This window comes from Synechococcus sp. RSCCF101 (genome assembly GCF_008807075.1).
GTDB lineage: Bacteria > Cyanobacteriota > Cyanobacteriia > PCC-6307 > Cyanobiaceae > RSCCF101.
The window spans coordinates 567,124-594,068 of the sequence record NZ_CP035632.1 but is presented as its reverse complement, the minus strand read 5'-3'; the positions used below and the strand labels follow the sequence as shown (position 1 = coordinate 594,068).

Annotated in this window: 23 protein-coding genes; 15 read left to right on the top strand and 8 right to left on the bottom strand. The window is 67.5% G+C overall.

What is annotated here, in order from left to right:
- Positions 1 to 290 precede the first annotated feature (290 nt).
- The 5 genes from EVJ50_RS02920 to folE all read left to right on the top strand — a co-directional run bounded on the left by EVJ50_RS02920 (position 291) and on the right by folE (position 10,776).
- Positions 291 to 7,118: a type I polyketide synthase gene (locus tag EVJ50_RS02920; RefSeq protein ID WP_225323142.1), complete on the top strand. Its 6,828-nt coding sequence runs from the start codon at positions 291 to 293 to the stop codon at positions 7,116 to 7,118.
- A complete protein-coding gene (locus EVJ50_RS02915; protein WP_150882283.1) occupies positions 7,109 to 8,146 on the top strand; it encodes a DUF6208 family protein in 1,038 nt (345 codons plus the stop codon). Before EVJ50_RS02920 ends, EVJ50_RS02915 begins: the two co-directional genes overlap by 10 nt.
- A 134-nt stretch (positions 8,147 to 8,280) precedes the next feature.
- The gene (locus EVJ50_RS02910; protein ID WP_150882282.1) at positions 8,281 to 9,279 is read left to right on the top strand and encodes an acetyl-CoA carboxylase carboxyltransferase subunit alpha; all 999 of its coding nucleotides are present in this window, start codon (positions 8,281 to 8,283) and stop codon (positions 9,277 to 9,279) included.
- A gap of 34 nt (positions 9,280 to 9,313) precedes the next feature.
- Positions 9,314 to 10,024 (top strand): SDR family oxidoreductase, encoded by a 711-nt coding sequence (locus EVJ50_RS02905; protein ID WP_150882281.1) that lies wholly within the window; start codon positions 9,314 to 9,316, stop codon positions 10,022 to 10,024.
- Positions 10,025 to 10,032: 8 nt separating this feature from the next.
- Entirely contained in the window at positions 10,033 to 10,776 is a 744-nt protein-coding gene (gene folE / locus EVJ50_RS02900; RefSeq protein ID WP_150882280.1) for a GTP cyclohydrolase I, read from the top strand.
- 9 nt (positions 10,777 to 10,785) lie between these two features.
- Here folE and EVJ50_RS02895 read toward each other — a convergent pair whose 3' ends face one another.
- Complete coding sequence (locus tag EVJ50_RS02895) at positions 10,786 to 11,469, bottom strand: phosphoribosylanthranilate isomerase (RefSeq protein WP_150882279.1); 684 nt, start codon at positions 11,467 to 11,469, stop codon at positions 10,786 to 10,788.
- A gap of 69 nt (positions 11,470 to 11,538) precedes the next feature.
- Here EVJ50_RS02895 and EVJ50_RS02890 point away from each other — a divergent pair, with 69 nt between their 5' ends.
- Positions 11,539 to 12,792, top strand: coding sequence for a site-2 protease family protein (locus EVJ50_RS02890; RefSeq protein WP_150882278.1), 1,254 nt, complete (start codon positions 11,539 to 11,541; stop codon positions 12,790 to 12,792).
- Here EVJ50_RS02890 and EVJ50_RS02885 read toward each other — a convergent pair.
- Positions 12,720 to 13,475, bottom strand: a complete 756-nt coding sequence (locus EVJ50_RS02885) for a lipoate--protein ligase family protein (protein WP_225323048.1) — start codon at positions 13,473 to 13,475, stop codon at positions 12,720 to 12,722. The genes EVJ50_RS02890 and EVJ50_RS02885 overlap by 73 nt on opposite strands.
- 43 nt (positions 13,476 to 13,518) lie before the next feature.
- Here EVJ50_RS02885 and EVJ50_RS02880 point away from each other — a divergent pair, with 43 nt between their 5' ends.
- Entirely contained in the window at positions 13,519 to 14,289 is a 771-nt protein-coding gene (locus EVJ50_RS02880; protein WP_225323047.1) for a sulfite exporter TauE/SafE family protein, read from the top strand.
- Positions 14,290 to 14,292: 3 nt separating this feature from the next.
- Here EVJ50_RS02880 and EVJ50_RS02875 read toward each other — a convergent pair whose 3' ends face one another.
- Positions 14,293 to 14,793 (bottom strand): CRR6 family NdhI maturation factor, encoded by a 501-nt coding sequence (locus EVJ50_RS02875; RefSeq protein WP_150882275.1) that lies wholly within the window; start codon positions 14,791 to 14,793, stop codon positions 14,293 to 14,295.
- 86 nt (positions 14,794 to 14,879) lie between these two features.
- Here EVJ50_RS02875 and psaM point away from each other — a divergent pair, with 86 nt between their 5' ends.
- The 4 genes from psaM to EVJ50_RS02855 all read left to right on the top strand — a co-directional run bounded on the left by psaM (position 14,880) and on the right by EVJ50_RS02855 (position 17,968).
- Positions 14,880 to 14,984, top strand: a complete 105-nt coding sequence (gene psaM, locus EVJ50_RS02870; RefSeq protein ID WP_150882274.1) for a photosystem I reaction center subunit XII — start codon at positions 14,880 to 14,882, stop codon at positions 14,982 to 14,984.
- Between the two features lie 182 nt (positions 14,985 to 15,166).
- Positions 15,167 to 15,526, top strand: a complete 360-nt coding sequence (locus tag EVJ50_RS02865) for a hypothetical protein (protein ID WP_150882273.1) — start codon at positions 15,167 to 15,169, stop codon at positions 15,524 to 15,526.
- Between the two features lie 29 nt (positions 15,527 to 15,555).
- The gene (locus EVJ50_RS02860; protein WP_150882272.1) at positions 15,556 to 16,533 is read left to right on the top strand and encodes a protochlorophyllide reductase; all 978 of its coding nucleotides are present in this window, start codon (positions 15,556 to 15,558) and stop codon (positions 16,531 to 16,533) included.
- A gap of 10 nt (positions 16,534 to 16,543) precedes the next feature.
- Positions 16,544 to 17,968, top strand: coding sequence for a cytochrome P450 (locus EVJ50_RS02855; RefSeq protein ID WP_150882271.1), 1,425 nt, complete (start codon positions 16,544 to 16,546; stop codon positions 17,966 to 17,968).
- A gap of 33 nt (positions 17,969 to 18,001) precedes the next feature.
- On the opposite strand, the gene bchL is transcribed toward EVJ50_RS02855, so the two are convergent.
- The 3 genes from bchL to EVJ50_RS02840 all read right to left on the bottom strand — a co-directional run bounded on the left by bchL (position 18,002) and on the right by EVJ50_RS02840 (position 22,153).
- Entirely contained in the window at positions 18,002 to 18,910 is a 909-nt protein-coding gene (gene bchL, locus EVJ50_RS02850; RefSeq protein ID WP_150882270.1) for a ferredoxin:protochlorophyllide reductase (ATP-dependent) iron-sulfur ATP-binding protein, read from the bottom strand.
- A gap of 183 nt (positions 18,911 to 19,093) precedes the next feature.
- Complete coding sequence (locus tag EVJ50_RS02845; RefSeq protein WP_150882269.1) at positions 19,094 to 20,785, bottom strand: ferredoxin:protochlorophyllide reductase (ATP-dependent) subunit B; 1,692 nt, start codon at positions 20,783 to 20,785, stop codon at positions 19,094 to 19,096.
- Between the two features lie 60 nt (positions 20,786 to 20,845).
- Positions 20,846 to 22,153, bottom strand: a complete 1,308-nt coding sequence (locus EVJ50_RS02840; protein ID WP_150882268.1) for a ferredoxin:protochlorophyllide reductase (ATP-dependent) subunit N — start codon at positions 22,151 to 22,153, stop codon at positions 20,846 to 20,848.
- A 163-nt stretch (positions 22,154 to 22,316) separates the two neighbouring features.
- Here EVJ50_RS02840 and EVJ50_RS02835 point away from each other — a divergent pair, with 163 nt between their 5' ends.
- Complete coding sequence (locus EVJ50_RS02835; protein ID WP_225323046.1) at positions 22,317 to 22,889, top strand: hypothetical protein; 573 nt, start codon at positions 22,317 to 22,319, stop codon at positions 22,887 to 22,889.
- Positions 22,890 to 22,921: 32 nt separating this feature from the next.
- Here the strand turns inward: EVJ50_RS02835 and EVJ50_RS02830 are convergent, their stop codons facing one another.
- Positions 22,922 to 23,386, bottom strand: coding sequence for a hypothetical protein (locus EVJ50_RS02830; protein ID WP_191964845.1), 465 nt, complete (start codon positions 23,384 to 23,386; stop codon positions 22,922 to 22,924).
- Between the two features lie 121 nt (positions 23,387 to 23,507).
- Here EVJ50_RS02830 and EVJ50_RS02825 point away from each other — a divergent pair, with 121 nt between their 5' ends.
- A complete protein-coding gene (locus tag EVJ50_RS02825; RefSeq protein WP_370455571.1) occupies positions 23,508 to 24,254 on the top strand; it encodes a BMC domain-containing protein in 747 nt (248 codons plus the stop codon).
- Here the strand turns inward: EVJ50_RS02825 and EVJ50_RS02820 are convergent.
- The gene (locus EVJ50_RS02820; RefSeq protein ID WP_150882266.1) at positions 24,244 to 24,861 is read right to left on the bottom strand and encodes a non-canonical purine NTP pyrophosphatase; all 618 of its coding nucleotides are present in this window, start codon (positions 24,859 to 24,861) and stop codon (positions 24,244 to 24,246) included. The genes EVJ50_RS02825 and EVJ50_RS02820 overlap by 11 nt on opposite strands.
- Positions 24,862 to 25,078: 217 nt before the next feature.
- On the opposite strand from EVJ50_RS02820, the gene EVJ50_RS02815 reads away from it, so the two are divergent.
- Both EVJ50_RS02815 and EVJ50_RS02810 read left to right on the top strand, forming a co-directional pair.
- Positions 25,079 to 25,390 (top strand): BMC domain-containing protein, encoded by a 312-nt coding sequence (locus tag EVJ50_RS02815; protein ID WP_150882265.1) that lies wholly within the window; start codon positions 25,079 to 25,081, stop codon positions 25,388 to 25,390.
- A 71-nt stretch (positions 25,391 to 25,461) separates the two neighbouring features.
- Entirely contained in the window at positions 25,462 to 26,874 is a 1,413-nt protein-coding gene (locus EVJ50_RS02810) for a form I ribulose bisphosphate carboxylase large subunit (protein ID WP_150882264.1), read from the top strand.
- Positions 26,875 to 26,945 lie beyond the last annotated feature (71 nt).

Genomic DNA, 26,945 nt, shown 5'->3' with positions numbered 1-26,945 from the left:
GGGAAATTCTGCTCCTGAAACCGGCGTCGATTCCCAAGACATCCAGCGGGAAGATTCAGAGGCACGCGTGCAGGAACGCTTATCTCAGCAACGGTCTCGCTTCCGTCGGTTCTTGGCAGCGTCCGCTGCCCAGAACTGAATTCAACACGCTCTCGCTGTTGAGGTCGTCGGACCATCGGGAGTCGCATCGCTCCTCACGGAATCCGGTTGATTCAGATCATGGGGCTTCCCTGGGATCCCCCGGTCATGGAGGCCGGAGCAGACAGCAGTCCGACTTCAAGCTGAGAGTGATGCTCTGGCTGCGTGACAGCGTGAGTGCACAGGTGGGGTTGCCAGCGCAGCAGATCGACGCCGATAGACCCCTGTCGCAGTTCGGCCTTGAGTCCGTCGCGGCCGTTCAGCTGACGGCGGCTCTGGAGGACTGGATCGCGGACACCTTTCCGGCTCTGCCTCACCTGGCTATCCCGCCCACCCTGGCGTACGACTATCCCACCATCGAATCGATCGCCTCCCACCTCAGTGGGCTGATCGAACCGGACGACTCCGCAGTCGAAGGCGGGCACCGTGAGGCTCCGCGGAGCACGGCAGTTGACGAGGCGGGACGCTCGACCGATCGCTGTGCCGTTGCCGTGGTCGGGATGAGCTGCCGCTTCCCCGGCGCGGCCGGTCCGGAGGCTTTCTGGCGACTGCTCTGCAACGGAGACGAGGCGATCGAACGCGATCTGTCACGCCGAGAGAATCACGACCGGGGATTCGGCCGGGCTCCGGCTGAGGCAGCCGGCCTGCTGAGTGATGTTCAAGCCTTCGATGCCGAGTTCTTCGGCCTCAACCCGAGGGAGGCCGAGCAGATGGATCCCCAGCAGAGGCTCCTGATGGAGCTGAGCTGGGAAGCGTTCGAACAGGCCGGCATCCAGCCCAGGGATTGGGCCGGCAGCACCACAGGGGTGTTCACAGGTGTGAGCAGCAACGATTACGCCCACATCAACGCCGAGCCCTCATCGCCCGGCGTCTACTGGGGCACAGGCAATGCCCACAGCGTCAGTGCCAACCGCCTCTCCTACTTCTACGACCTCCGCGGGCCGTCGATGGCCGTCGACACGGCCTGCTCATCGTCTCTGGTTGCGGTACATCTGGCCGTGCAATCGATTCAGTCGGGTGAGAGTGACGCGGCCATCGCCGCCGGCGTCAACCTGCTGCTGTCCCCCGTTCTGACGGACACATTCCGCCAGGCCGGCATGCTGGCTGGTGACGGGACATGCAAAGTTTTTGATGCCGACGCCGACGGATATGTGAGAGGCGAAGGGGCCGGAGTCCTCATCCTCAGACCGCTTGATCAGGCGTTGCGGGACAACAACACCATCCTCGGTGTGATCAGCGGAACCGCCATCAATCAGGATGGCCGCAGCAATGGGCTGACGGCGCCGAACGGGCTGGCCCAGCAGGCTGTGGTCCGAACGGCCCTGGCACGAGCGGGCCTGGATCCCAGTGAGATCAGCTACCTGGAAGCCCACGGCACGGGCACGAGCCTGGGCGATCCGATCGAGGTGAATGCCCTCGGCGCTGTGTTTCAGGCCAGGCCTGAGGAGAGCGCCCCGATCCGGCTGGGTTCAGTCAAGGCCAACCTCGGACATCTGGAGGCGGCAGCGGGCATCGCCGGCCTGATCAAGGTGTTGCTGGCCATGCAGCATCAGGCGATTCCACCTCAGATCAACCTCCGGCAGCTGAATCCATTGATTCAGCCTGCGATCGGAGTCTTCACGATTCCAACGGAGCTGACGCCCTGGCCCGGGACCTCCCGGCACGCGGGCATCAGTTCCTTCGGCTTCGGCGGAACCAACGCCCACGTCATCGTCACGGCACCGGAGCCGGCTCCGGAACCACCCGTCGCTGCCACGGATCGCGCTGATGACGGGCAGTCCCTCCCACAGCACATCCTCAAGCTCTCGGCCCGGAGCCATGGCTCGCTGGAATCCCTGAAGCAGAGGCTGATTCAGCAACTCGAGGCGGCCCGCGGCAAGGCCACGCCCGACCACGAGGTTGCTTCCATCTGTTATTCCGCCAACACGACGCGGCAGGACCACAGCCTCCGGCTCGCCGCCAGCGGCTCAGGCCTGGATGGCCTGATCACGGCCCTGGAGCGATCCGAGCCGGCTTCCGTGCCCGCAGGATCAGGCATCGAACTGGCGTTTCTCTTTTCCGGCCAGGGCTCCCAGTTCCCCGGCATGGGCCATGAGCTCCTGCGCTGCCAGCCCGTGTTCCAGGAGGTGATCGACGCGTGCGACGCCGCTCTGGCCGAGCTGGAAGCGGAGCTGGCAGCGTTGACCGGGCCGGGCTCGGAACCCGGTGCAGCGACCCTCGCACCGGCCGTGCTCGCGACGGTGATCGGCGATCCCGAGGGGGCCGGCATCGACAGCCCCTGGCTGACCCAGCCGGCGCTGTTCGCCTACGAGGTCGCACTGGCACGGCTCTGGCAGCACTGGGGCCTTCAGCCCGACTGCCTGCTCGGCCACAGCGTCGGTGAGTACGCCGCAGCCTGCATCGCGGGCGTGTTCAGCCTCAAGGACGGCATCAGGCTCGTCGCCTCCCGCGCACGACTGATGGCTGGTCTGCCGTCCAGCGGCTCGATGCTGGCCGTGCTGGACACCAGAGAGCGACTGGAGTCAGTACTGACCCGCTGCGGGGCCAACCTCGCCGTAGCGGTGGAGAACGGCCCGCAGAACACGGTCCTGTCCGGGACCACCGCCGAGATCGAGCGGTTCCAGCGTGCCGCTGGCGAGGCGGGGCTTGAGACGCGGCAACTCAATGTCTCCCATGGGTTCCATTCCCCCCTGATGCAGCCGATGGTCGATCGCTTCCGCGCCGTCGCGGAACGCGTCCGCTTCAGCCATCCCCAGCTGCCGATCGTTTCTTCGGTGAGCGGCGAGCGGATCGGAGCGGAGATCGCCACTCCCGAGCACTGGTGCCGCCACATCCTGGAGCCCGTCAGATTCTCCGCCGGCGTCAGCACGCTGAATCAGCGCGGTGTGTCCGCCTATCTCGAGATCGGCCCGAGAGCCACGCTGATCAAGCTGGGCCAGAGCAGTCTGGGCAGGGACGACATCACCTGGTTGGCCAGCTCGAGGCCGGGCACCCCGGGCATGGCCCAGATGTTCGAGAGCCTGGCCGCGCTGTACAGGCTCGGCGTCGATGTGGACTGGCCGCAGCTCTACGGATCGGCGCCTCCGGAACGGGTGGCCCTCCCCACCTATCCATGGCGGAAGACGCATCACTGGATCGCCGCGCCAGCCCAGCAGGTGTCGGACGCCGCTGATGCGGTCGCCGACCTTCTCTACCGGGTGGATTGGCAGGCTGCCCCCCTGAACCCCGGCTTGGATTCCGCGGAACCCAACCCGCCGGGGACATGGCTGCTGCTCGCCGATGAAGCAGTGCACGAGGCGTTTGTCTCCACCCTTCCGGATGGACAGAGCTGCATTCGCCTGGTTCATGCTCCCACCTGCGAGCGCGTCTCCCGGCAGCACTGGCGTCTCAACACCGGAGAGGTGCGCGACTGGGAACGCCTGCTGGGCGAGACCGGACGCAGCGGGCCCGTTCTCGGGCTGCTTCAGGCCCCCGCACCGGCTGCGGACGAGCACATCCCATCCTCAGGCCATGAGGCCTTCCGCGTCATGCAGATGGCTCGGGCTGTCCTGCAACAGCGCGAGATGCAGCCTCCCCCGAGGCTCTGGCTCATCAGCAACACAGCGGCCGTGCGGGCCGCCGGCCGTTCCCCCCGCTTTCAGGACGCCCTGCTCTCGGGGGCCTGGCGAACGCTGGCGCTGGAGCAGCCGCGTCTGTGGGGTGGGTGCATCACCCTCCCGGACCTCGCCTCACCCGAGAGCCACCAGCTCCTGCAGCGGGAGTTGCAGCACGCAGGCACGCGCGGGGCCTCCGAGGTGCACATCCGCCACACGGATGGCCGGCGCCTGGTGCCCAGGCTCACGGCAGCGGCAGCCCACGCCCAGGGGCCCTCAACCCCCTCCTCCCGGTCCCGGATGGAGAGCCAGCCCAGGCTGGACGGTCATGTCCTGATCTCAGGCGGTCTGGGCCACCTTGGCCTGGAGACCGCCGCCTGGCTCATCGACGAGGGCGTGCGGGCCCTGATCCTGATCGGCCGCGGAGACCCCGGAGAGGCCGTGGCGCGGAGGCTGAGCGCCTGGCGGGACCAGGGCATCCAGATCAATCTGGTCAGGGGTGACATCGCCGAGCGTGAAACCTCGAGCGCCGTTGAGTCGGTTCTCGCCGAATCCGGCCTGCCCCTCAGGGGCATTGTTCACGCCGCCGGTGTGCTCGAAGACAGCCTCATTGCCGACCTGACGGAAGACAGCTGGACCTCCGTCATCCGGCCGAAGGCCATCGGCGCCTGGCGGTTGCATGAGCTGAGCCTGGACCACCCGGTCGATCAGTTCCTTCTCTTCTCCTCGATCACCAGCGTGATCGGATCGCCCGGCCAGGTGGCCTATTCCGCTGCCAATGCGGCTCTCGATGCGCTGGCTGAGTACCGCCACAGCCAGGGGCTGCCCGCCGTGAGCCTGAGCTGGGGACCATGGCAAGGCGGCGGCTTCGCGGATCCCTCGCGTCATGCCTCTGCCCGGCTGCCGGAGCAGCGTGGAATCCGGGCACTTCCGGCTCAGCGGTACCGGGAGGTGCTCAGCCATCTGTTCCACCGGGAAGCGTCCGACGGCTGGCATCTCGCGGTCTGCGCCATTGAGATGGAGACCCTCCGGCGCGTGGTCCAACGCACCGCCCAGGAGGCCCTGCTCTCGGATCCTGCAGTGGGCCCCGCACGCTCCAGGCAAGGCGCGGCACAGCTCAGCGATGCCCCGGCTCCGGCCACCGCATCCGGCACCCCGGGTCGTGACAGCACCTCACCCAGGGACCAGCTGCTGCAGCTGGAGCCGCAGGACCGTCCTGATGCGATCAGGGTCTACCTCAGAGGTGTCATCGCTGCGGGCCTCACCATCCCGCCGGAGCAGGTGGGCGATCACGAGAGCCTGGAGAGCATCGGAGCGGACTCGTTGATGGTCATGGACATCATTTCGCAACTTCAGCGCGATCTGGATCTGATGATCTATCCGCGCGAGTTCTATGAACACCCGGATCTCGACTCACTCTCCACTCACCTCGCCAGGGAGCTGGATCGCCTGCACGGCACCAGCCCAGCGGCGGCGGCCGGTGCAATCGCGTTGTCCACGTCGACCGGCGGGACCGCATCGCTCCTGCCCCCGCTCTCCCTGGGGGACACACGCACCTCACGGAGAGCGGCACGGAGTGCGGCACCATCACCAACGCTGGCGCCGATCATCTTCATCCTCTCCTCCCCGAGGGCGGGATCCACGTTGCTGCGGGTGATGCTGGCCGGGCATTCGTCGCTCTACTCACCACCTGAACTGCATCTGCTCCCATTCGCCACCATGGGCGAACGGGCACGCAAGCTCAGCCAGACCGGCATGGGTGAAGGCCTGGTCAGGGCCCTGATGGACCTGGAGGGTCTCAGTGCGGAGGACACGACGCGCCTCGTGGCGTCCTGGGAAGAGCAGGACATGCCGATTGAACAGGTGTACGCCCGGCTTCAGTCCTCCCTCGGGACCCGCACCCTGGTCGACAAATCACCGACCTATGCGCTCGAGCGAAGCACCCTCAGCCGGGTCGGTGAGCTTTTCACTGACGCCCACGTCATCCACCTGGTGCGCCATCCCTACGCCGTGATCCAGTCCTTCGTGGATCTGCGCATGCAGCATCTGTTCGCGGTGGGTGATGTCGATCCCTACGCCCTGGCCGAATCGGTCTGGACACGATCCAACCTCAACGTCACCAGCCTGCAGTCCGCGCCAGGCACTCCGGAACGCGTGCATCGGGTCCGGTACGAAACCCTGGTGCGTGACCCCGGCTCCGAGCTGCGTTCCATCTGTTCCTTCCTGGGTTTTCCCTTCGAGGCGAGCCTGCTCTCCCCCTATGACTCCGGTCGCCTGACCGATGGTGTGCACGGCACGTCGATGTCCATCGGCGATCCCAATTTCAGGAAGCGTCAGTCGATCGACCCGGCTCTCGCCGACAGGTGGAAGCAGGTCCGGCTGCCCCGGCCTCTGGAGTCCGCAACGGCCGAACTCGCCATCAGCCTCGGCTACAGCCTCCCCAACGACCCCACTAGCCGGCAGGAGCCTGCCGCATCGGAACCGGCCAGGGAGTCGACCCTCGATGTCCAGGGGATCCGTCTGGGAGTCTGCGAATGGGGGCCTGAGGATGGCCCCCCCGTTCTCTGCATCCACGGCATTCTCGATCAGGCGCTGGTGTGGGAACCGATTGCGGGGCCTCTGGCGGAGGCAGGGTTCCACGTGATCGCTGTCGATCTGAGGGGCCACGGGCGGTCCGACCACGCCGGACCCGGCGGCACTTACCAGCTGACCGACTTCATCCGCGATGCCGTGGGTGTTGTCGACACCCTCGCCCTCCGCGACCTCACCGTGATCGGTCACTCGCTCGGATCGGTCGTGGCCAGCACCCTGACGCGGCTCCGCTCCTCCGTGGTCCGTCGCCTGATCCTGGTGGAGCCGGTACTGCCCGGAGAGCCAACGGAGCGCGATGTGGTCCAGAGCGTGAGCAGCCTGGTCAGCAGCTCCCTCACACCGCCTCAGCATGAGGTGATGCCGGATCAGGACCACGCCAGGCAACGGCTGCGAACGGCTCTCCCCTCCCTCGCTCCCCAGCACGCCGAAAGACTCGTCGCCCGCGGCACGGTCAGCTGCCAGGGCGGCTGCATCTGGAGCTGGGATCCGGTGCTGAGGCTCCGCACCACGCTCAACCTTCAGGGAGGCCCCCTGCAGCGCGAGGCTTATCTGGATCTTCTCTCCGGGTTGGAGGCCAGCACCCTCGCCATCCACGGGTCCGACAGCAGCTTCAACCGGCCCGAAGACCTGCAGGCCGAACAACAGGCCCTGCGCCATGCCGAGCATGTGACCCTCAAGGGCGGCCACACCCTGATGATCGACGCGCCGGCTGCCCTGAGCGACTGCATCCTCAGCTCGCTGCGCTCGGACGCCAATGCACCCCCCCGGATTGAGGAACCCCAACCTTGGCGCTGAACCCGCAGATCAGATCCGTCTCGCTCGATCTGCTCTGGCAACTCCCGGTCGCGATCGTCTCCTGGCTGAGCTTTCACATCAGCAAGTCGATCATCTCATCGCTCTACAAACGCCATATCTCCAGGGATCCACTCAGGCGCACCTCGTGGCAGCTGTTGTCGCAACAGACCTTCGAGCGGGCCATGAGCCTGCCGGTGCTGATGACCCGCGGTCCACGCTGGAACACCCATGCCACCATCGGCACACTCGGACCCGTCAGCATCCGCAGGCAGCTGAGTGTTGACACGCACGAAGCACGGAACAGCGCTGACACCTGGACAGTCGCCGTCTATGCCTTCCCATCCTTCCGAACCGTCGCTCATCTTCAGTCTCTCGACCCGGAATCGAGTGACCAGTGGAGCACCATCGACCTTGCGGCCGGCGACTACATCCTCGGCATCCGCTACTACGACCTCGCGCCATCGGCTCGCATGCCCGCCGTGCTGGCCGATTCCGAGCCGGTGGCCTCACCACTGGCCGTGGATCATGGCACGAATGCCGTCTACAACGACCTGGCTCGCCACACGACACTGTTCTATCGACTGATTCACTTCTACGTTCATCCGATGCTGCGTCTGCGCGGCATCCTGCCGGATCGCTTCATCGAGTCCGAATACCTCCCGGCCGGTGATCCATGCACCCTGTTCCGCTACGACTGGTTCCCTGCAGACTGCTCGCTCGAGATCGAAGCCTCCTCCGCCCTGCTGGCCTCGTTCGAGATCTACGTCACTGTGTACAACCGCGCCAGCCTTCCCATCCACTCCTGCCGGCTGATGGCCAGCCCAGTCAGGGCTGATGCATCAGTGACTGCCGGCGATGCAGGTTCCGCCGCTCCGTTGTCTGCGATCACGACCCCGGTCTTGTCCTGTGCAGGGTTCTATCTGATCCGACTGCGGCCGCATACGGAGAGCTTCGAGCCATCTCTTGCTGATGATCTGGTCATCCGCAGACGCGTCACTGCATCGCCTGCGAACCACGTCTCTGCCTGACACGGAGTGCTTCTGCAGCCTGATTTACGATCGGACTTCAGCGCTTCATCGAAGGCCTGAACCGATCAGTCGCCGCTGACGCCCCGACGTCATCACCGCACAGCGCCGTCTCATCCCCGACCATTGCGATCGCCATGCCCGCCCGACGCCCTCTGCTCGAGTTCGAGAAGCCCCTCGTGGAGCTTGAGCAGCAGATCGAGCAGATCCGGCAGCTGGCCCGGGATTCGGAAGTGGATGTGAGCCAGCAGTTGCTGCAACTCGAGAGCCTGGCCGCCAGGCGGCGCGAGGAGATCTTCAGCGGCCTGACGCCGGCCCAGAAGATTCAGGTCGCCCGCCATCCGCAGCGCCCCAGCACGCTCGACTACATCCAGCTGATCACCGATGGTTTCCATGAGCTGCATGGGGATCGCCGCGGCAGCGATGACCGCGCCCTGGTGGGCGGCATCGGCCGGCTGAACGGACGGGCGGTGCTGCTGCTCGGGCATCAGAAAGGCCGGGACACCAAGGAGAACGTGGCCCGGAACTTCGGCATGGCCTCACCCTCCGGATACCGCAAGGCGCTTCGGCTGATGCGCCACGCCCACCGCTTCCGGCTGCCGATCCTCTGCTTCATCGACACGCCCGGCGCCTATGCCGGACTCCGGGCCGAGGAGGAGGGCCAGGGGGAGGCGATCGCAGCCAATCTCCGGGAGATGTTCGGCCTCTCGGTGCCCGTCATCGCCACGGTCATCGGCGAGGGGGGCTCCGGCGGCGCCCTCGGGATCGGTGTGGCCGACAGGCTGCTGATGTTCGAGCACAGCGTCTACACCGTGGCGAGTCCGGAGGCCTGCGCCTCCATTCTCTGGCGGGACGCCGCCAAGTCGGCGGAAGCGGCTCAGGCCCTGCGCATCACAGCCCAGGACCTCACCAGGCTCGGCATCGTCGATGAGATCCTCGACGAGCCCTGCGGCGGCAACCACTGGGCCCCGACCGAGGCCGCCGAGACGCTGAAGAGCGCCCTCTCCCGTCACCTCACGGAGCTCCTCGGACTGAGCCCCGAAGCCCTCAAGGAGCAGCGCTACGGCAAGTACCGGCGCATCGGTCAGTTCAGCCACGACGGACTGGCCAGCCCGGAATCCATTCCGAGCGTTTAAGATTTGCTTCAGGACGCCCGAAGGGCTTGACCACGTGCCCACTGCCCTGATCACCGGTGCCTCAAGCGGCATCGGATCGGCATCCTGCAAGGCTTTCGCGCAGGCCGGCTGGGATCTTCTGATCACCGGCCGCAATGCCGAGCGCCTTGCCGGGCTGGCGGAGTCCCTTCGTGGGACCGGCCGGCGGATTCACTCGGAATCCTTCGATCTGGCCGATCCGACCGCGATCTTCCCGGCCATCACGGCCCTGCTGGACCGCGGCGGCACACCCGATGCCGTCGTGAACAACGCGGGTCTTGCCGCAACCGGGCCACTGCTGACCATGGCTCCGGAGACCTGGGACACCCTGATCCGGGTGAACCTGACCGGCGTGATGCAGCTCTGCCAGGCGGTGCTGCCGGCGATGATCCGTGCCGGCGGCGGTCTGGTGATCAACGTGAGCAGCCACGCCGCCCGCACCGCCTTCCCCGGCTGGGGCGGCTACTGCGTCAGCAAGGCCGCTCTGGACATGTTCAGCCGCTGTCTGCGGGAGGAACACCGGGGTGACGGGATCCGGGTGAGCACGCTCACTCTCGGCGCTGTCGACAGTCCCCTCTGGGACAGCGATAACGTGGCGGCGGATTTCGATCGCGGCTCCATGCTGGGCGTGGACCAAGCCGCAGCCGCTCTGCTTCATCTCGCCCAGCAACCGTCCAGCCAGGTGATTGAAGACCTGACACTGATGCCCGCCGCGGGCGCTCTCTGACCTCCCCCATGACCTCCACATTGCCCAACGCCCTCAATGGGCTCGCGATCACCCCTGAGGTGACACCCAAGCCCGTGAGCGTCCGTCTGCGGGAGCGCCTCAGGGATGCCGGCGTCTCGTTCCTGGCCAACGACAACATCTCCGAGCACATCCAGCCGGGTGAACTCGAACAGCTCGAGATTGAAGTGACCGGCAAGGTGCGGGATCTGCTGCGCAGCCTCGTCGTCGATATCGACAACGATCACAACACCGAGGAGACCGCCGAGCGTGTCGCCCGCATGTACCTGCATGAAGTGTTCAAGGGTCGCTACCACGAGCAGCCCAAGGTGGCCAGTTTCCCCAACGTCAAGAAGCTGGACGAGATCTACACGGTCGGTCCGATCACCGTCCGCTCCGCCTGCTCCCATCACCTGGTGCCGATCCTGGGCAACTGCTGGATCGGCATCAAGCCCGGTGAGCGCGTGATCGGCCTCTCCAAGTTCGCCCGTGTGGCCGACTGGGTCTTTTCCCGCCCCCACATCCAGGAGGAAGCGGTGATGATCCTCGCCGATGAGATCGAGAAACTCTGCGAGCCGCAGGGTCTCGGCATCATCGTCAAGGCCCAGCACTACTGCATGAAGTGGCGCGGTGTGAAGGAGCCCCAGACCAGCATGGTCAACTCCGTGGTGCGGGGTGATTTCCGTCACGATCCAAGCCTCAAGCAGGAGTTCTTTGAACTCGTTCGTCAGCAGGAGGCCCTCCTGAGCACCTGAGGCCCGGCCTCAACCGGATCCCGCTCCGGGCGGTCGGTCGAAGGCTTGCACGGCATCGACCAACCGCCGAACGCGATCCAGATCCTTGATCCCCGGGCTCCGCTCGAGGCGACTGGAGGCATCCAGACCGCTCGGGCGGACCCTGCTCAGCATCTGCGGGAGCGCTTCTTCGCACACGCCGCCGGCGAGCCACCAGCGCCCCAGACTCCCGGCATCCGCCAGCCAGTCCAGCGGCAGCCGGGTTCCGGTTCCTCCCAGCTGCTGCGGGTGCCAGGCATCCAGAAGCAGGGCCTGCACGTTGTGGCGGTAGGTCAGCAGCAGTTCAATCTCCTCCGGTGCCCTGAGCCGCCAGGCCTTCCAGAGCGTCAGGTCGGGCAGCAGCCGGCTGATCGCGGCACAGCGTTCCGGTGTCTCCCCGCCATGCAGCTGCAGCACTGTGGCCCGGGTACGGCCAGCGGAAGCCACACTCTCCAGCTCGGCATCGCTCGGATCGGCCAGCACGAGCACCCGCTCGCAGTCCGGAGCCACGCTGGCGACGGCATCGAAGACCCGATCGCGCTGCTCGGAATCAAGGCAGCGGGGGGATCCCGCCACGCCGATCACGCCGATGGCCTCCACCCCCATGGCCGCCACCGCGGCGGCCTGCTCCGGCTGGGTCAGGCCGCAGATCTTCAGCTGCAGGGCATCCGGCACGGGCGGCTCTGGGGAAGTTTCTAGGATTGAACAACCATTGGTCGGCCCTCAGGCAGGAGCGCACGCGCGGTGAAGGAGAGCTGGCAGCTGATGACGATTCGCGGCATCCCGCTGCTGGTGCATCCGAGCTGGTTTCTGATCCTGGCCCTGGCCACTCTGGCCTTCCAGGAGCAGTACCGCAGCCTGGGCGACGGAGCCGGAGCACTCAGCTGGGCTCTGGGCTTCACCACCGCCCTGCTGCTGTTCGTCTCCGTTCTCCTGCATGAGCTGGGCCATTCCCTGGTGGCGCTCCGCCAGGGGGTGAAGGTGCGCAGCATCACGCTGTTCCTGCTCGGCGGGGTCGCGCGGGTGGAGCGGGAGTGCTCCACGGCACTGGGATCGCTGATGGTGGCAGCGGCCGGGCCGCTGGTGAGTCTGGTGCTGGCGGGCCTGCTGCTGGCCAGCGTGCACCCCGCCGACCATGTCAGTCCGCTGCTCGGCCGGATGGTGGCCCAACTGGGGTCACTGAACCTGGTGCTGGCCCTGTTCAACCTGCTGCCCGGCCTTCCCCTCGACGGCGGGCTGATTCTCAAGGCCCTGGTCTGGCACTGGACCGGCAGCCAGCGGCAGGGCACCCGAGTGGCCGCCACCAGCGGCCGTGTTCTCGCTCTGCTGGCCATCGGGCTGGGAAGCCTGCTCTTCCTGCGGGGTGGCGGGATCGGTGGCCTCTGGCTGGTGCTCCTCGGCTGGTTCGGCCTGGGCGCCTCCCGGCAGCAGAGCCAGATGCTGGCGCTGCAGAAAGCCCTCACGGATCTGCGGGTTCACGAGGCCGCCAGTCGTCGCTTCCGCGTGCTCGAACAGGACCGCCCCCTGCGGGACCTCAGCCGCCTCCGGCTGCACGAGAGCGAGGGGCCCAGCGACTGGGTGCTGGTCTGCAGCCAGGGCCGCTGGAAGGGGTACGTGGACGACGCTCCGCTGCGGGACCTGCCCGTTCAGCGATGGGACAGCGATCGCGTGGCCGACCACCTGCGTCCCCTCTCGGACCTGTCCTCCATCAGCGCCCAGGCGCCGCTCTGGCAGGCCGCTCTGGCCCTTGAGCAGGCGGCCGGCGGCAGGCTGCTGGTGCTTGGCCCGGCCGGGCTGCCGGAGGGAACGCTGGAACGCTTCGAGCTCAGCGAGCGGGTGCTTCGGCAGATCGGCCTCAAGCTGCCGCCGCCGTTGATCAAGGCGGCGCGGCAGCAGAACACCTATCCGCTGGGGCTCTCGCTGGCTCAGGTCGCCCAGGGGATGGTCACCAGCGGACTGGTGTCACCCCAGGCCGATCCCCAGGGTGCGCCCTCCTGATCGGGCCATCCCTGCGGCAACAGGCGATCGGACCAGAGCCGACCCTGAGCCAGGGTCACGAGGCGATGCTCCAGCGCCTCCACAGGCACCGGCAACGGCCGCAGTTCCGGTGCAGGCGAGCCGAACAGGGCCTGCCAGAGATCGCCCGGAGGCTCCAGCAGGATCTCCCCGTGCTGCAGCAGGTCGGCCCCGTGCCAGCGCTGGGCACTGCCGATGCGCTTGACGCCACCGGCTTCCACCAGATCGGCCGGGGTGGCCGTGCCGAAACAGTGGCTCGGCTGGTGACGCTGCCAACCACCGCCAGGTTCCAGTGGGATCCCGAGAGATGCGAAGGCGTCCATCAGCCAGAGGCTGATGGCGCGGTAGGCCTCGGCCGCCGGACGGGGAGCCCGTGGCCAGACGACGGCGTACGTGAGTCCACCGGCATGAAGAACGGCCCTTCCCCCCGATGGACGCCGCACCACCGGCAGATCCAGCTCCTCGGCGAGAGAGGGCCAGTGGGCGGGCCAGTGCCGTTGATGGCGCCCCAGGGACAGGGTCGGTGCGCTCCAGTGGTACAGCCGCAGCATCGGCCGGTCGGCCCGCCTCAGCAGCCAGGCATCAATGGCCATCTGACGCCGACCATGGTCCCGCAGGGTCGGCAGCAGGACCGCTGAGGCAGCCGTGGGGTCAGAAGCGGGCACGGCAGGTGCTGGACTGGACTGCGTGATGACGGGGGCCGCATCGATGGCAGACCTGCTGCCATTGCTGCCCCTCGGGATCATGGCGGGGCTGCTCTCCGGGCTGGTGGGAATCGGCGGTGGACTGGTCTTCTCCCCTCTGCTGCTGGCGCTCGGCCTGGATCCCCATCAGGCCCTGGCCACCAGCACGATGGCCATCGTTCCCACCACGCTCGGCGGCACGACCGCGCACCTGCGCTCCCGCAGCCTGCCGTTGAAGGGGTCGATCGGCATCGGCGCCGCGGCTCTGCTGGCGGCCCTGCTGTTCAGCCGCATGGGCCGGCTGATGGAGGGCTGGCATCTGCTCTCCCTCCAGGCGCTGATGTACGTGCTGCTGGCCCTGAGCATCCGCTCCGCCGATGGTGAGCGCGGCGAGATCCCGGGCCCGGGCATGGCCCAGCCGATCCTCGGACTGGCCGGTGTGGGAGCGGTGGCGGGCTTCGCCGGCGGCCTGCTCGGACTGGGGGGAGGGCTGGTGATGGTGCCGCTGATGGTGCGGGGCCTCACCCTGCCGATTCACCTGGCCATCCGCTTCAGCACCCTGGCGGTGGCCTGCTCCGCCAGCGGCGCGTCCCTTCAGTTCCTCTCCCAGGGCCGGGGTCTGCCGGCGACGGCCCTGATCCTCGGTGGGACCGCCGCGCTGGCGGCCCAGTGGTCGGCCTCCAGGATGGATCGGGTCAGCGGGCCGCGACTGGCGGGGATCCTCCGAGGCCTGGCCGTGCTGCTGGCTCTCGACAGTGGCCGGCGGGCGCTGAGCCTGCTGCTCTCGGGCGCCTGAGGCTCAGCTGCCGGGTCGGGCCGCCAGGTCCCAGAAGCTCTCCTCGAGGGCGAAGCCGAGCACACCGGCCATCTGGGCCAGGTTCTGGCGCACCACCAGCCCCTCACGCGTGGCGAGGTGGTCGAGCAGGAAGAGGCGGTGCGTGATCCAGAGCTCGAGACTCTCCGGTGCGAAGCGCAGACCCTCGCTGCGGCTGAAGGAGTGGGGCAGCAGCATGGCCACGTGCCGGGCCAGCTGACCGCTGCCGCGCTCCAGCACCAGCGGCAGCCAGGGATGCAGGGCATCGAGGTGAAGCGACCAGAGCCGCGGCTCCGGGCATTCGGAGAGTTCGCGCGGATCCTCTGCACTTCTGGGCCAGTCGATGGTGAGCTCCAGAACGGGTCCGGCGGCGAGCCGCTCGGCCAGCCCCGCCGAGAGCCAGGGCGCCAGGGGGGAGACATCCAGGCTGCGGACGGCGTCGCTGGAGACGCGGATGGCATCGGGAAGGGACACGTCAGGCGGCATCAAGAGCTGTGACAGGAGGCCAGGGCCAGCGAGGACGGTGGGCCGGCAGCCAGGACAATGATCGCGATCCTGCCCTCCCGAACATCATGGTGAGCTCCCTGACCCAGGCCGAGATCTACATCGCTCTGGTGGTCGCCGCCCATGCCGCGGTGCTCGCCGTGCGTCTCTGCGTGAGCCTGTACCGGGCCTGAGCCCCGGTTGACAGCGGGGGTACAACCAGGAGGTTCCCGAGGTCCAGATGGGCCATCCATCCCCCGCTCCCCTGCCGGCCGGAACTGCGCAGCGACGCCCCGGTCGGTCGCGTCCGAGTCGCTCCGAGCAGCGTCGTGCCCGACGACGCCATCGCCCCGTCGGTGAGCTCGGCTCCGTTCCGATGCCCTCCCAGGCTTCGTCGGCTGCATCGGCGGCTGAACGGGCCGCTGCGCTGCAGCTGCAGCAGGACCGGCGTGAGCTGCTCTGCAGCAGCATCGGCCTGGGCGTGAAGATCGGGCTCCTGCTGGTCAGTGGCGTCAGCGTCGTCCGTCTCGCCGGCGCCTACCAGGAGCGGTTGGACCGCCATCACGAGCTCACCGCCATCCTCCAGGTGCAGGACGGCCGCCTTCAGCGGGCCCAGGAGCGCTTCGACTCCCTCTTCAGCATCGGTGGCGAGCGCGTGGTGATGCAGGAGCAGGATCAATGGATCCACCCGAACCGGCTGCGGGTGCTGTGGACCGGAAACGATGCGACTCCCTAGGTTGACCTTCCCCTGACTGCACTGTGAGCGTGAGCGCGACGCCCGGGACCGTTCTGATCACCGGCACCACATCCGGGGTGGGCCTGCACGCCACCAAGGCCTTCGTGGACCGTGGCTGGACGGTGGTGACCCTCAACCGGGATCCCGTCCGCGCCGCGGAGGCCGCCGCCACCCTCTCGATCCCACCGCAGCAGCTGCATCACCTGCGGGTCGATCTGGGCGATCTGGAAAGCGTCCGCAGCGGCGTGGAGACGCTGGTGGATTCGCTGCCCATGCCGATCGACGCCATGGTGATCAACGCCGCGGTCTACAAGCCGAGGCTCAAGCAGCCGGAGCGCTCGCCCCAGGGCTACGAGATCTCGATGGCCACGAATCATCTGGGCCATTTCCTGCTGATTCAGCTGATGCTCGAGACCCTCGGGCGTTCCACGCACCCCTCCCGGCGCCTGGTGATCCTCGGCACCGTCACCGCCAATTCCAAGGAACTGGGCGGCAAGATCCCCATTCCGGCCCCGGCGAATCTCGGCGATCTGTCCGGATTCGAAGCCGGCTTCCTGGCCCCGGTGAGCATGGCCGACGGCAAACCCTTCAAGCCCGGCAAGGCCTACAAGGACAGCAAGCTCTGCAACATGATCACCACCCAGGAGCTGCACCGGCGCCTGCATGGGAGCAGCGGCATCGTCTTCACCTCCCTCTATCCGGGCTGCGTCGCGGACACACCCCTGTTCCGCAACACCCCGAAGCTGTTCCAGCGCATCTTCCCCTGGTTCCAGAAGACGATCACCGGCGGCTACGTCAGCCAGTCCCTGGCCGGCGAGCGGGTGGCGCAGGTGGTGATCGATCCGGAGTTCGCCGTCTCCGGTGTGCACTGGAGCTGGGGGAACCGCCAGAGCCGCAACGGACGGCAGTTCAGCCAGGAGCTCTCCGATCAGGCCACCGATCCCCGCACGGCCGAACGGGTCTGGGATCTGTCGATGCGCCTGGTGGGCCTGGACGCCGGCGCCTGAGGATCGCCCGGTGGGACGCGTCAGCGAGGATCTGGTCGTTCATGAGCCGGGCAGCGAGCCCGAAGGCCGCGCGGTCGAACTGCCGCCGGGAACGCCCGGCTGGCTGGACACCATCGACTTCATCCGCGACCCCGATCGCTTCTGCCTGGAGCGGGCCGGCCGGCACGGACCGATCTTCCGCACGGGGGTCTTCGGCGGCACCACGGTGTTCGTGGGCTCACCGCGCGCGGTGGAGATGGTGCTCAACGGCGACAACCAGTACACGGAGATCGGCCTGCCCGCCACCACGCTGGCGATGTTCGGTGAGTACAGCCTCTTCCAGCGCCCGGATCTGCACCGCCAGCGCAAGAGCGCCCTCCAGCCTGCCTTTGCCGGCGTAATGCTGGAGTCGTACATCCCGCGTCTGCACAGGGTGGTGCGGCGACACCTGGACTCCTGGCGGGGGCAGGCGGCGTTGCCGGTGCTCGACAGCGTTGAGGCCCTCTCCTTCGATCTGCTGGCGCCGCTGCTGCTGGGCGTGAGCCTGCGGGAGGAGCAGGGCGCCGGCGACGACGGCATGGCCGGGCTGCACGGGCTGCCCATCACCAGCGCCAGAGAGCTCAAGAGCCTCTACCGGCGCTTCTTCGATGGCTTCTTCGGCCTGGTGCCCTTCGACGTGCCCGTGACGGCCTTCGGGCGGGGCATGGCGGCGCGCAGGCGGCTGATCCGGTTCATGGAGGCGGTGATCGAGAGGCGCCGCACGGAGGAGGCGCCGCCGCCGCGTGACTTCCTCGGGATGATGCTGCACGAGCGGGCCCTCAATCCCGACGGCGTGTTCAGCGATCCCCTGATGGCCAACCAGTGCCTGCTGCAGCTCTGGGGAGCCCACTACGAGGTGACCGGCCTGCTCGCCTCCTGGATGGTCCAGGTGGCCGGCCATGACGATGTTCTGGAGCGGCTGCGTGAGGAAGCATCGGCCCACAGCGCCGTCCTCGGCAGCGAGCAGGGACTGGCCATGGACGCGATCAGGGCCACCCCCGTGCTGGGGGCCACCATCAGCGAGACCCTGAGGTTGCAGCCACCCTCCTCCACCGCGACACGGCGACTGACCCGCACGGTCGAGCTCGATGGCCTGACCTACCGCAGGGGCTGGGGGCTGATCGCTGAGCCTCGACTCGCCCACGCCCTCGCCAGCAACTTCCCGGAACCCGATCGCTTCAATCCCGACCGCTTTCTGGGAGACGCACCGGTCGACCGGCGGTACAGCTTCATCCCATTCGGTGGTGGCGTGCATGCCTGCCTCGGGGCTCAGCTGGCCGTGACGATCGCCAAGGTGTTCGCGCTCGAACTGATGGCCCGCACCCGCTGGCACCGTCTGGATGAGCCCAGCTACGTCAAGTTTCCGCTCCGCCTGCTGCAGCGCCGCTGCAGGGTCCGCCTCGAACCCTGCAGCTGATCGGCGCGCGGGTGGCGGCTCCGCCGGAGCCGCTCAGTCGAAGCCCAGCAGGTCAAAGATCTCCCGGTCCTTGAGGGAAACCGCCTCCAGCGGCTGGACGCTCTCCACCATCGCCCGGGCCAGGCGCAGGTATTCGTTCTGCACCGCCTCCACCTCCGGCGTGGGCTCCATCTCGAAGATCGTGCACTTCTTCAACCGGGAACGACGGATGGCGTCCAGGTCCGGGAAATGGGCCATGGTCTTCATGCCCACCCGCTCATTGAACCGGTCGATCTGATCAGTGTCGCGACTGCGGTTGGCCACCACGCCGCCGAGCCGCACCTTGTAGTTCTTCGCCTTGGCCTGGATGGCCGCGATGATGCGATTCATCGCGAAGATCGAGTCGAAGTCGTTGGCGGTGACGATCAGGCAGTAATGGGCGTGCTGCAGTGGCGCGGCGAAACCGCCGCAGACGACATCGCCCAGCACGTCAAAGATCACCACATCGGTATCCTCCAGCAGGTGATGCTCCTTGAGCAGCTTCACCGTCTGACCCGTGACATAGCCGCCGCAACCGGTCCCTGCCGGCGGCCCGCCGGATTCCACACACTGGACGCCACCGAAGCCCTCGAAGACGAAGTCCTCGGGCCTGAGTTCCTCGCTGTGAAAATCCACCTCCTCGAGAATATCGATGACCGTGGGCACCATCTGCTTGGTCAGCGTGAAGGTGGAGTCGTGCTTCGGATCACAGCCGATCTGCAGCACCCGCTTGCCGAGGCGTGAAAAGGCGGCTGAGAGATTGGAGGAAGTGGTGGATTTGCCGATGCCTCCCTTGCCGTAGACCGCGATGACAAGGGCCCCCTCCTCGATGCGCAGGGAGGGATCCTGATGCACCTGCAGGCTGCCTTCCCCGTCCTCACCCCGGGAGGGGGTGACCGCCGGCGGTTTGAGCGTGCTGGTCATGCTGAAGACCCCGAGTCGATGTCACTGATTCCATGCAAGGTCAGCGGCCTGCCCGAAGGCCATGCTTCATGCAAACCGATACGAATCGATCTGAGCATCCACTCACAGCCTCACGCCACAATCGGAACACAATGCGGTGTATGCCTCATCCAGAGCCTGACTGTGGGCAAGCGGCGCACCGGATCAGCGGCTGAAGTGGGCCTTGGCGTCGTACAGCGTTTCGGCGTCGATCGCCACCAGGCCCCGATCCCGGGCGAAGGATTCGGTGTTGCGGCGGACCTTGCCCCGCACGAAGAAGGGAATGCGGTTCAGCTCCGCCTCGCCGTCCGCCGTCCACTCGGGAGCACCGCCCGCCGGCGCGAACGCCTCGGCCACGGCCACCGTCGTGGCCAGGGCCTCAGCCGCATCGGCAGGGGAGAGATCCTGCAGCGGGGTGGAGAAGGTCTGTGCAGGCGGAGTTGCCGCAGCTGGCGTGCCCGGCGAAGCGGTTCCTTCGCCGAGGTGACTGCGGTGACCGTCGACGAACTCGAAATCGTGCCGGAACATGCCGATCAGATGCTCCTCCAGACCCATCATCAACGGGTGGACCCAGGCATCGAAGATCACATTCGCCCCTTCCCAGCCCATCTGGGGTGAGTGGTGGGCCGGCACATCCTGAACGTGCAGGGGTGCACTGATCACGGCGCAGGGAAGTCCCAGCCGCTTGGCGCTGTGCCGTTCCATCTGGGTGCCCAGCACCAGCTCCGGGGCGGCCTCCGCCATCGCGGCCTCCACGGCGAGATAGTCATCGGTGATCAGGGCGTTGAGCCCGAACTCCCTGGCGGCCGCGCGGACCTCCCGGGCCCGTTCCCGGCTGTAGCTGCCCAGGCCCACCACCTCGAAGCCCAGCTCGTGGCGGGCGATGCGGGCGGCAGCGATGGCATGGCTGGCGTCGCCGAAGATGAACACCCGCTTGCCCGTGAGATAGGTGGAATCCACCGAGCGGGAGTACCAGGGAAGCTGTGAGCGCCGCTCGGCCTCACAGGCGCCGCCGGCATCAGGAACCAGCTCCGGCGGCAGCTCCAGCTCGAGCAGGCCATGGATCTCCCGCAGGAAATCGGCTGTGGCACGGATGCCGATCGGCACCGTGCGCACCCAGGGCATGCCGAAGCTGCGCTCCAGCCAGCTGCAGGCCGTGCCCGCCACCTCGGGCGTCAGACAGACGTTGACATCGGCATCGGGCAGGCGCTCCAGATCGGCCGGTCGGGCACCCAGCGGCGCGGTCACGCTCACATCGATGCCATGGCTGGCCAGCAGACGGGTGATCTCGCGCACGTCATCCCGACAGCGGAAGCCCAGCAGGCTCGGCCCCAGCAGGTTCACCCGCGGCCGGCGGCCCTCCCGGCGCCAGCGGCCGGGATCGGGCCGGGGCTGGCCGGGCGGGGGCATCTGGGGTCTGAGCAGCGCCCGGACCAGCTGGTAGAAGGTTTCGGCAGCCCCCCAGTTCTCCTTCTTGGAATAGGCCGGCAGCTCGAGGCTGACCACCGGCACCCCGCCCAGGTCCATGCCGGCGGCCAGCGCTCCGGGTTGGTCCTGGATGAGCTCCGCCGTGCAGCTCTCGCCCACCAGCAGGGCTTCCGGAGCAAACCGCTGCACCGCATCGGCGATCGTGCGCGTCACCAGGTCGGCGGTGTCGCCTCCCAGGTCTCTGGCCTGGAACGTGGTGTAAGTGACCGGCGGCCGGCAACCGCGTCGCTCGATCATCGTGAACAGCAGGTCGGCGTAGGTGTCCCCCTGGGGGGCATGGAGCACGTAGTGCACGCCCTCCATCGAAGCGGCGATGCGCATCGCGCCCACATGGGGTGGGCCCTCGTAGGTCCAGAGCGTGAGTTCCATCGGGGGCGGGAGTGAACGGGGAGACAGTGGGTGTGGAGGGGGTGGAGATGAGCGCCGGAGTCAGGCGACCTGCAGCCGCTCACGCCGTCGGAGCGGGCGGGCGAACAGCTCGGCCAGGTCCGCCGCCTGATCGCAGCCGTGGATCGGACTGAACACGAGTTCGATCGACCACTTGGTGGCGATGCCCTCCGCCTCGAGCGGATTGGCCAGACCCAGCCCGCAGAGCACCAGGTCCGGTCGGGCCGCGCGCAGGCGTTCCAGCTGACGGTCCACGTCCTGCCCCTCGCTCAGGCGGGTTGCGGGCGGCAGCCGGGACAGGTCGGCCTCCATCAGCCGCCGGTCGAGATAGGGCGTTCCCACCTCCACCAGCTCCATGCCGCATTCCCGGTGAAGGAAGCGGGCCAGTGGGATCTCCAGCTGGGAATCGGGCATCAGGAACAGGCGCTTGCCGGCCAGCACCTCCCGGTGCGGGGCCAGAGCCTCTCGGCCCCGCTTCACCAGCGGGTCGAGCACCTCGCGCACACGAGACTCGGGGATGGCGAAGGCCGCAGCGGCGGCCTCCATCCAGGCGGCACTGCCCTCCACCCCCAGAGGGAACGGTGCCGACACCAGCTCGGCACCCCGATCGAGAAGGGCCCGGGCCGTGCCGGACAGGAACGGCTGGGCCAGCAGGACCCGGGTGCCCGGTCCCACGGCGGGCAGCTCGGTGGAGCGCCGGGGCGGCAGGCTGCGCACCCGCTCGATCCCCATGCGGCGGAACAGGCCGGTGAGGCGCTCCTCCACCGCATCGGCCAGGGTTCCGACAATCAGCAGCTGATCCGCAGAATCACCAGACGCTGCAGCGTCCGGGAGCAGGGGCAGCATCGCCTGCAGGGCGGCATCCTCCCCCTGGGTGAAGGTGGTCTCGATGCCACTGCCGCTGTAGCTCAGCACCATCACCCGTCCGGAGTGGGCATGGTTGAGGCGTTCGGCCGCCTTGGCCAGATCCAGCTTGATCACCTCGCTCGGGCAGGACCCCACCAGAAAGAGCGTGCGGATCTCCGGGCGCCGCTCCAGGAGCCGGGCCACCAGGCGGTCGAGCTCCTCGTTGGCATCGGCGAGCCCCGCAAGATCCCGCTCCCCCAGGATCGCGGTGCCGAAGCGGGGTTCGGCGAAGATCATCACGCCGGCGGCACTCTGGATCAGGTGGGCGCAGGTGCGGGAGCCCACCACCAGAAAGAAGGCATCCGGCATGCGCCGGTGCAGCCACACGATCGAGGTGAGGCCGCAGAACACCTCGCGCTGACCGCGCTCGCGCACGATCTCGTGACCCTCCGGGGCTGGAGGTGTGCTCAGGGAGGTCGGGATGGATGGTGCGCTGACGCTCATGCGGGGTCGCTGCGGCCACGCCCCACCGTGGAGCGCGGGATGAGGCGCGACAAGCAGCCCACCACAAGTCTTCGGGATCAGGCGACCACGGGCGTTGTCCGGGACGCGTCAGATCCCCTGATCCGATCTACGGTCGAGCAGACGCTGCACCCGAATCGCCTCCATGGCTTCTCCCTCCGGACCGGCCTGCCTGCTGCTGAGCGGTGTGGCGCTGATGATGCTGACCACCGCCTGCCGCAGCCCCGAGCAGAGGGCCGAATCCGACGAGCAGGCCGTGATCGCCGATGTGGCTGCGGTCTGTGCGGCGCGCGCCGCGGTGGAGGAGGCCGTGGCCGGCGTGGAAGGCCTGACGCCGGAATCGACGGTGGAGGACGCCGAAACGGCCGGCACGAAGCTCGATCAGGCGATGGCGAGCCTGAGGGACGCCAACACTGAGCTGGAGAAGGCCGAGGTGAAGGAGTTCAGGGACCAGGTGGAGCTGTTCCGGCAGGCCGTGGCTGAGGTGCGGCGGCAGAAGGACATGACCCTGGCCGATGCCAGCGTGGCGCTCCAGCTGGAGGCGGCCTCCGTGCTCGCGGCCCGGGCCCAGCTGGATTCGGTGGTGATCTGTGCCGAGCCCGAGGCAAGCGAACCCGCCGCTTCCGCGAATGAGGACGCGGATGACAGCGCACCGGACGGGGCCTCTGGCGACAACGGTGCTGCCGGCGAGAACGGGGACGCCGGCAGCAGCGAATGAGCCGCTGAACGGAGTTCGATTCGGGTCTCGATTCAGAGGCGGCGGCGACGGCCCGCCGCTTCGCTGAAGCCGGCGTTCATCCGGCCGCCATCGACCTCACGCCCGGAGGACTCGACCCGGCTGAGACGCCAGACATTGCGGCTCAGACGCTCGGCCTGAACATCGCCCCGCCGCGCCCGGTCGGAGCCGGGCCGGGCACCGAGGAGCTGGCTCACCTCCTGGGTGGTGAGCGGAGCGCCGGTGTTGATCGCCAGGGCGATCGTCTCGAGGCGACGACGCAGGCCATCCAGCCGAGCTTCCGTTCCATCCTCCGGTTGAATCCAGGACCATTCGGATTCACTGGAGGAGCCGGTCATCCGCCCGACCAGGCCTATGCCGATCAGGGCGAGAGCCCGTTCCGGCGTGGCTTCTCCCTCCATCATTTCCTTCATCCAGGCCCGCATCGCGGAGGGTTCGCCGGCGCTGGGCCTGGCGGCGGAGGCGGGTGTGCTCACCATCGACGTGCCGGAGTCAGATCTGGTGCGAATGTATCGGCTGAGTCCAGGTCCGCAAGTCACGGCTGCAGGTCGGCCGGTAGGATCGCGCGCCATGCAGGGCAGGGCCACGTTCCAGCAACCGATGGGACGACGTCCTTCCGGCTCGGTCAGGGTGACCGGGACCCAGAGCCGGCCGGAGGCCGCCGGCGGTCCCAGCTGCGTGATCACCACCGACGGCGAAACCACCCGCCAGGTGCGCCAGTCGAGTCAGGTGCAGTCGATCGAGCTGCGCACCTACGTGTTTCTCGACTCGCTGCAACCCCAGCTGGCGGCCTACATGGGCACCGTCTCGCAGGGGTTTCTGCCGATCCCCGGTGATGCCTGTCTCTGGCTGGAGGTGTCTCCCGGCATGGCGGTCCACCGGGTCACCGACATCGCCCTCAAGGCCAGCACCGTTCGCCTCGGCCAGATGGTGGTGGAGCGGGCCTTCGGCTCTCTGGCGATCTATCACCGCGACCAGAGCAATGTGCTCCACTCCGGCGATGTGATTCTCGATGCCATCGGCAGCAGCGTGGAGCGACGCAGCCGCTGCGATGTGAGCTGGACCGAGATCATCCGGGCGATCACGCCCGATCACGCGGTTCTCATCAACCGGCAGAACCGCCGCGGCTCGATGATCCAGGCCGGCATGAGCATGTTCATCCTCGAGACCGAGCCGGCCGGCTATGTGCTGATCGCAGCCAATGAAGCCGAGAAGGCCTCGAACATCACCGTTGTCGATGTCAAGGCCGTCGGAGCCTTCGGCCGCCTGACCCTGGCGGGCCGGGAGGGTGATGTGGAGGAGGCCGCCGCGGCGGCCATGCATGCGATCCAGCTGATCAACCGCTGATCAGGGCCCGCAGCCGCTCGGCCATCTCACGGGCGGCCCGGCCGCGGCTGCCCAGCTTGAAGCGCAGGTGCTGGGGCAGCTCGGCGTAGGTCATCGCCGCCTCCCGCAGCCAGAAGAGTGCGGCATAGCCCTCGCAGGGACCGATCGGCCGGGTCAGGATCGAGCCTCGGCAGGCTCCTTCCGCCTCGAGGACCACTGCTCCTGACGGGTCGGCCAGGGCCATGGCGCTGACGAACGCGGCGGACCGGTAGGGCACCGATCCCAGCTCCTGCAGCAGGCGGGCGTTGCGTTCAGCCGCTGTCGGGGCGTAGCGGGCCGACAGCACACCCGGCGCTCCACCGAGAGCATCCACCTCCAGGCCCGAGTCATCGGCCAGGGACCAGTGACCGGTCACGCGGGCGACACCGCTGGCCTTGAGGCGGGCGTTCTCCGCATAGGTGCTGCCGGTCTCCTCGATCTCGAGCCCTTCCGGCAGGGGAAGAATGCCCAGCCCGAGGGGCTGCAGCATGGTGGTGAGATCCTCCACCTTGATCGGATTGCTGCTGGCGATCACCAGCTCCTGCAGGGGAGAAGGGCCCGGCACGGCGGCAGAAGAAGGTCCGCTCATGGGGCGATTGTGAGGGACGGAGGGTCCGTCTTCCGCTTCCGCAGAGGCGTTCGGAGGCCGGATCAGCCGGCACGCAACGTTCCACAACGAATTAATCAGTTCTGCTTATTCCGTTCACAACGGACCATCATTGCCGGAACACCCCGGATCGCTTGACGGAGGGGATGGCCGACAAGCATTGTCATTCGCGAACAAATCAACCCCTTTCCGGCAGGCAATGGCTAACGAAACCATGGGCATCGCCCTCGGCATGATCGAGACCCGCGGTCTCGTCCCGGCCATCGAGGCGGCTGACGCCATGACCAAAGCCGCGGAAGTGCGCCTGATCGGACGCGAGTTCGTCGGCGGCGGTTACGTGACCGTTCTCGTCCGCGGTGAGACCGGTGCTGTGAACGCTGCCGTCCGCGCCGGAGCCGATGCCTGCGAGCGGGTCGGTGACGGTCTGGTGGCCGCCCACATCATCGCCCGCCCGCACCGTGAGGTGGAGCCTGCGCTCGGCAACGGCAACTTCTCTGGTCAGAAGGACTGAACGGACTGAATCGCCAGGCACGGCCCAGGCGGCCTTCCCGTCATTTCCCACGACCACAACGGAGTTAACCCATGAGCAAGAAGTACGACGCAGGGGTCAAGGAGTACAGAGACACCTACTGGACTCCCGACTACGTTCCCCTCGACACCGACCTGCTGGCCTGCTTCAAGTGCACCGGCCAGGAAGGGGTGCCCCGCGAGGAAGTCGGTGCCGCCGTGGCGGCCGAGTCCTCGACCGGCACCTGGTCCACGGTCTGGTCCGAGCTGCTGACCGACCTGGATTTCTACAAGGGCCGCTGCTACCGGATCGAGGATGTCCCCGGCGACAAGGAGTCCTTCTACGCCTTCATCGCCTATCCCCTCGATCTGTTCGAGGAAGGGTCCGTCACCAACGTGCTCACCTCCCTGGTGGGCAACGTCTTCGGCTTCAAGGCCCTGCGTCACCTGCGGCTTGAGGACATCCGCTTCCCGCTGGCCTTCATCAAGACCTGCATGGGTCCGCCGAACGGCATCGTTGTCGAGCGCGACCGCATGAACAAGTACGGCCGTCCGCTACTTGGCTGCACGATCAAGCCGAAGCTCGGCCTCTCCGGCAAGAACTACGGCCGGGTGGTCTACGAGTGCCTGCGGGGCGGTCTCGACTTCACCAAGGACGACGAGAACATCAACTCCCAGCCGTTCCAGCGCTGGCAGAACCGCTTCGAGTTCGTTGCCGAAGCTGTGAAGTCGGCCGAGATGGAGACCGGTGAGAAGAAGGGGCACTACCTCAACTGCACCGCCGCAACTCCCGAGGAGATGTACGAGCGGGCCGAGTTCGCCAAGGAGCTCGGGCAGCCGATCATCATGCACGACTACATCACCGGTGGCTTCACCGCCAACACCGGTCTGGCTAAGTGGTGCCGCAAGAACGGCATGCTGCTCCACATCCACCGCGCCATGCACGCGGTGATCGACCGTCATCCCAAGCACGGCATCCACTTCCGCGTGCTGGCCAAGTGCCTGCGCCTCTCCGGTGGCGACCAGCTGCACACCGGCACCGTGGTGGGCAAGCTCGAAGGCGACCGTCAGACGACGCTGGGCTTCATCGACCAGCTGCGTGAATCCTTCATCCCCGAAGATCGCACCCGCGGCAACTTCTTCGACCAGGACTGGGGTTCCATGGGCGGGGTCTTCGCCGTGGCCTCCGGTGGTATCCACGTGTGGCACATGCCGGCCCTCGTCACCATCTTCGGCGACGATTCCGTGCTCCAGTTCGGTGGTGGCACCCACGGTCACCCCTGGGGATCGGCCGCCGGCGCCGCCGCCAACCGTGTGGCTCTGGAAGCCTGTGTCAAGGCCCGCAACGCCGGCCGTGAGCTGGAGAAGGAAAGCCGCGACATCCTGATGGAGGCCGCCAAGCACAGCCCCGAACTGGCGATCGCCCTGGAGACCTGGAAGGAGATCAAATTCGAGTTCGACACCGTCGACAAGCTCGACGTCAACTGACCTGACCCGGCCGATGACGGCGGATTCCGATTGTGAATCCGCCGTCGCGGTCACTTCGCCTCAACACCACC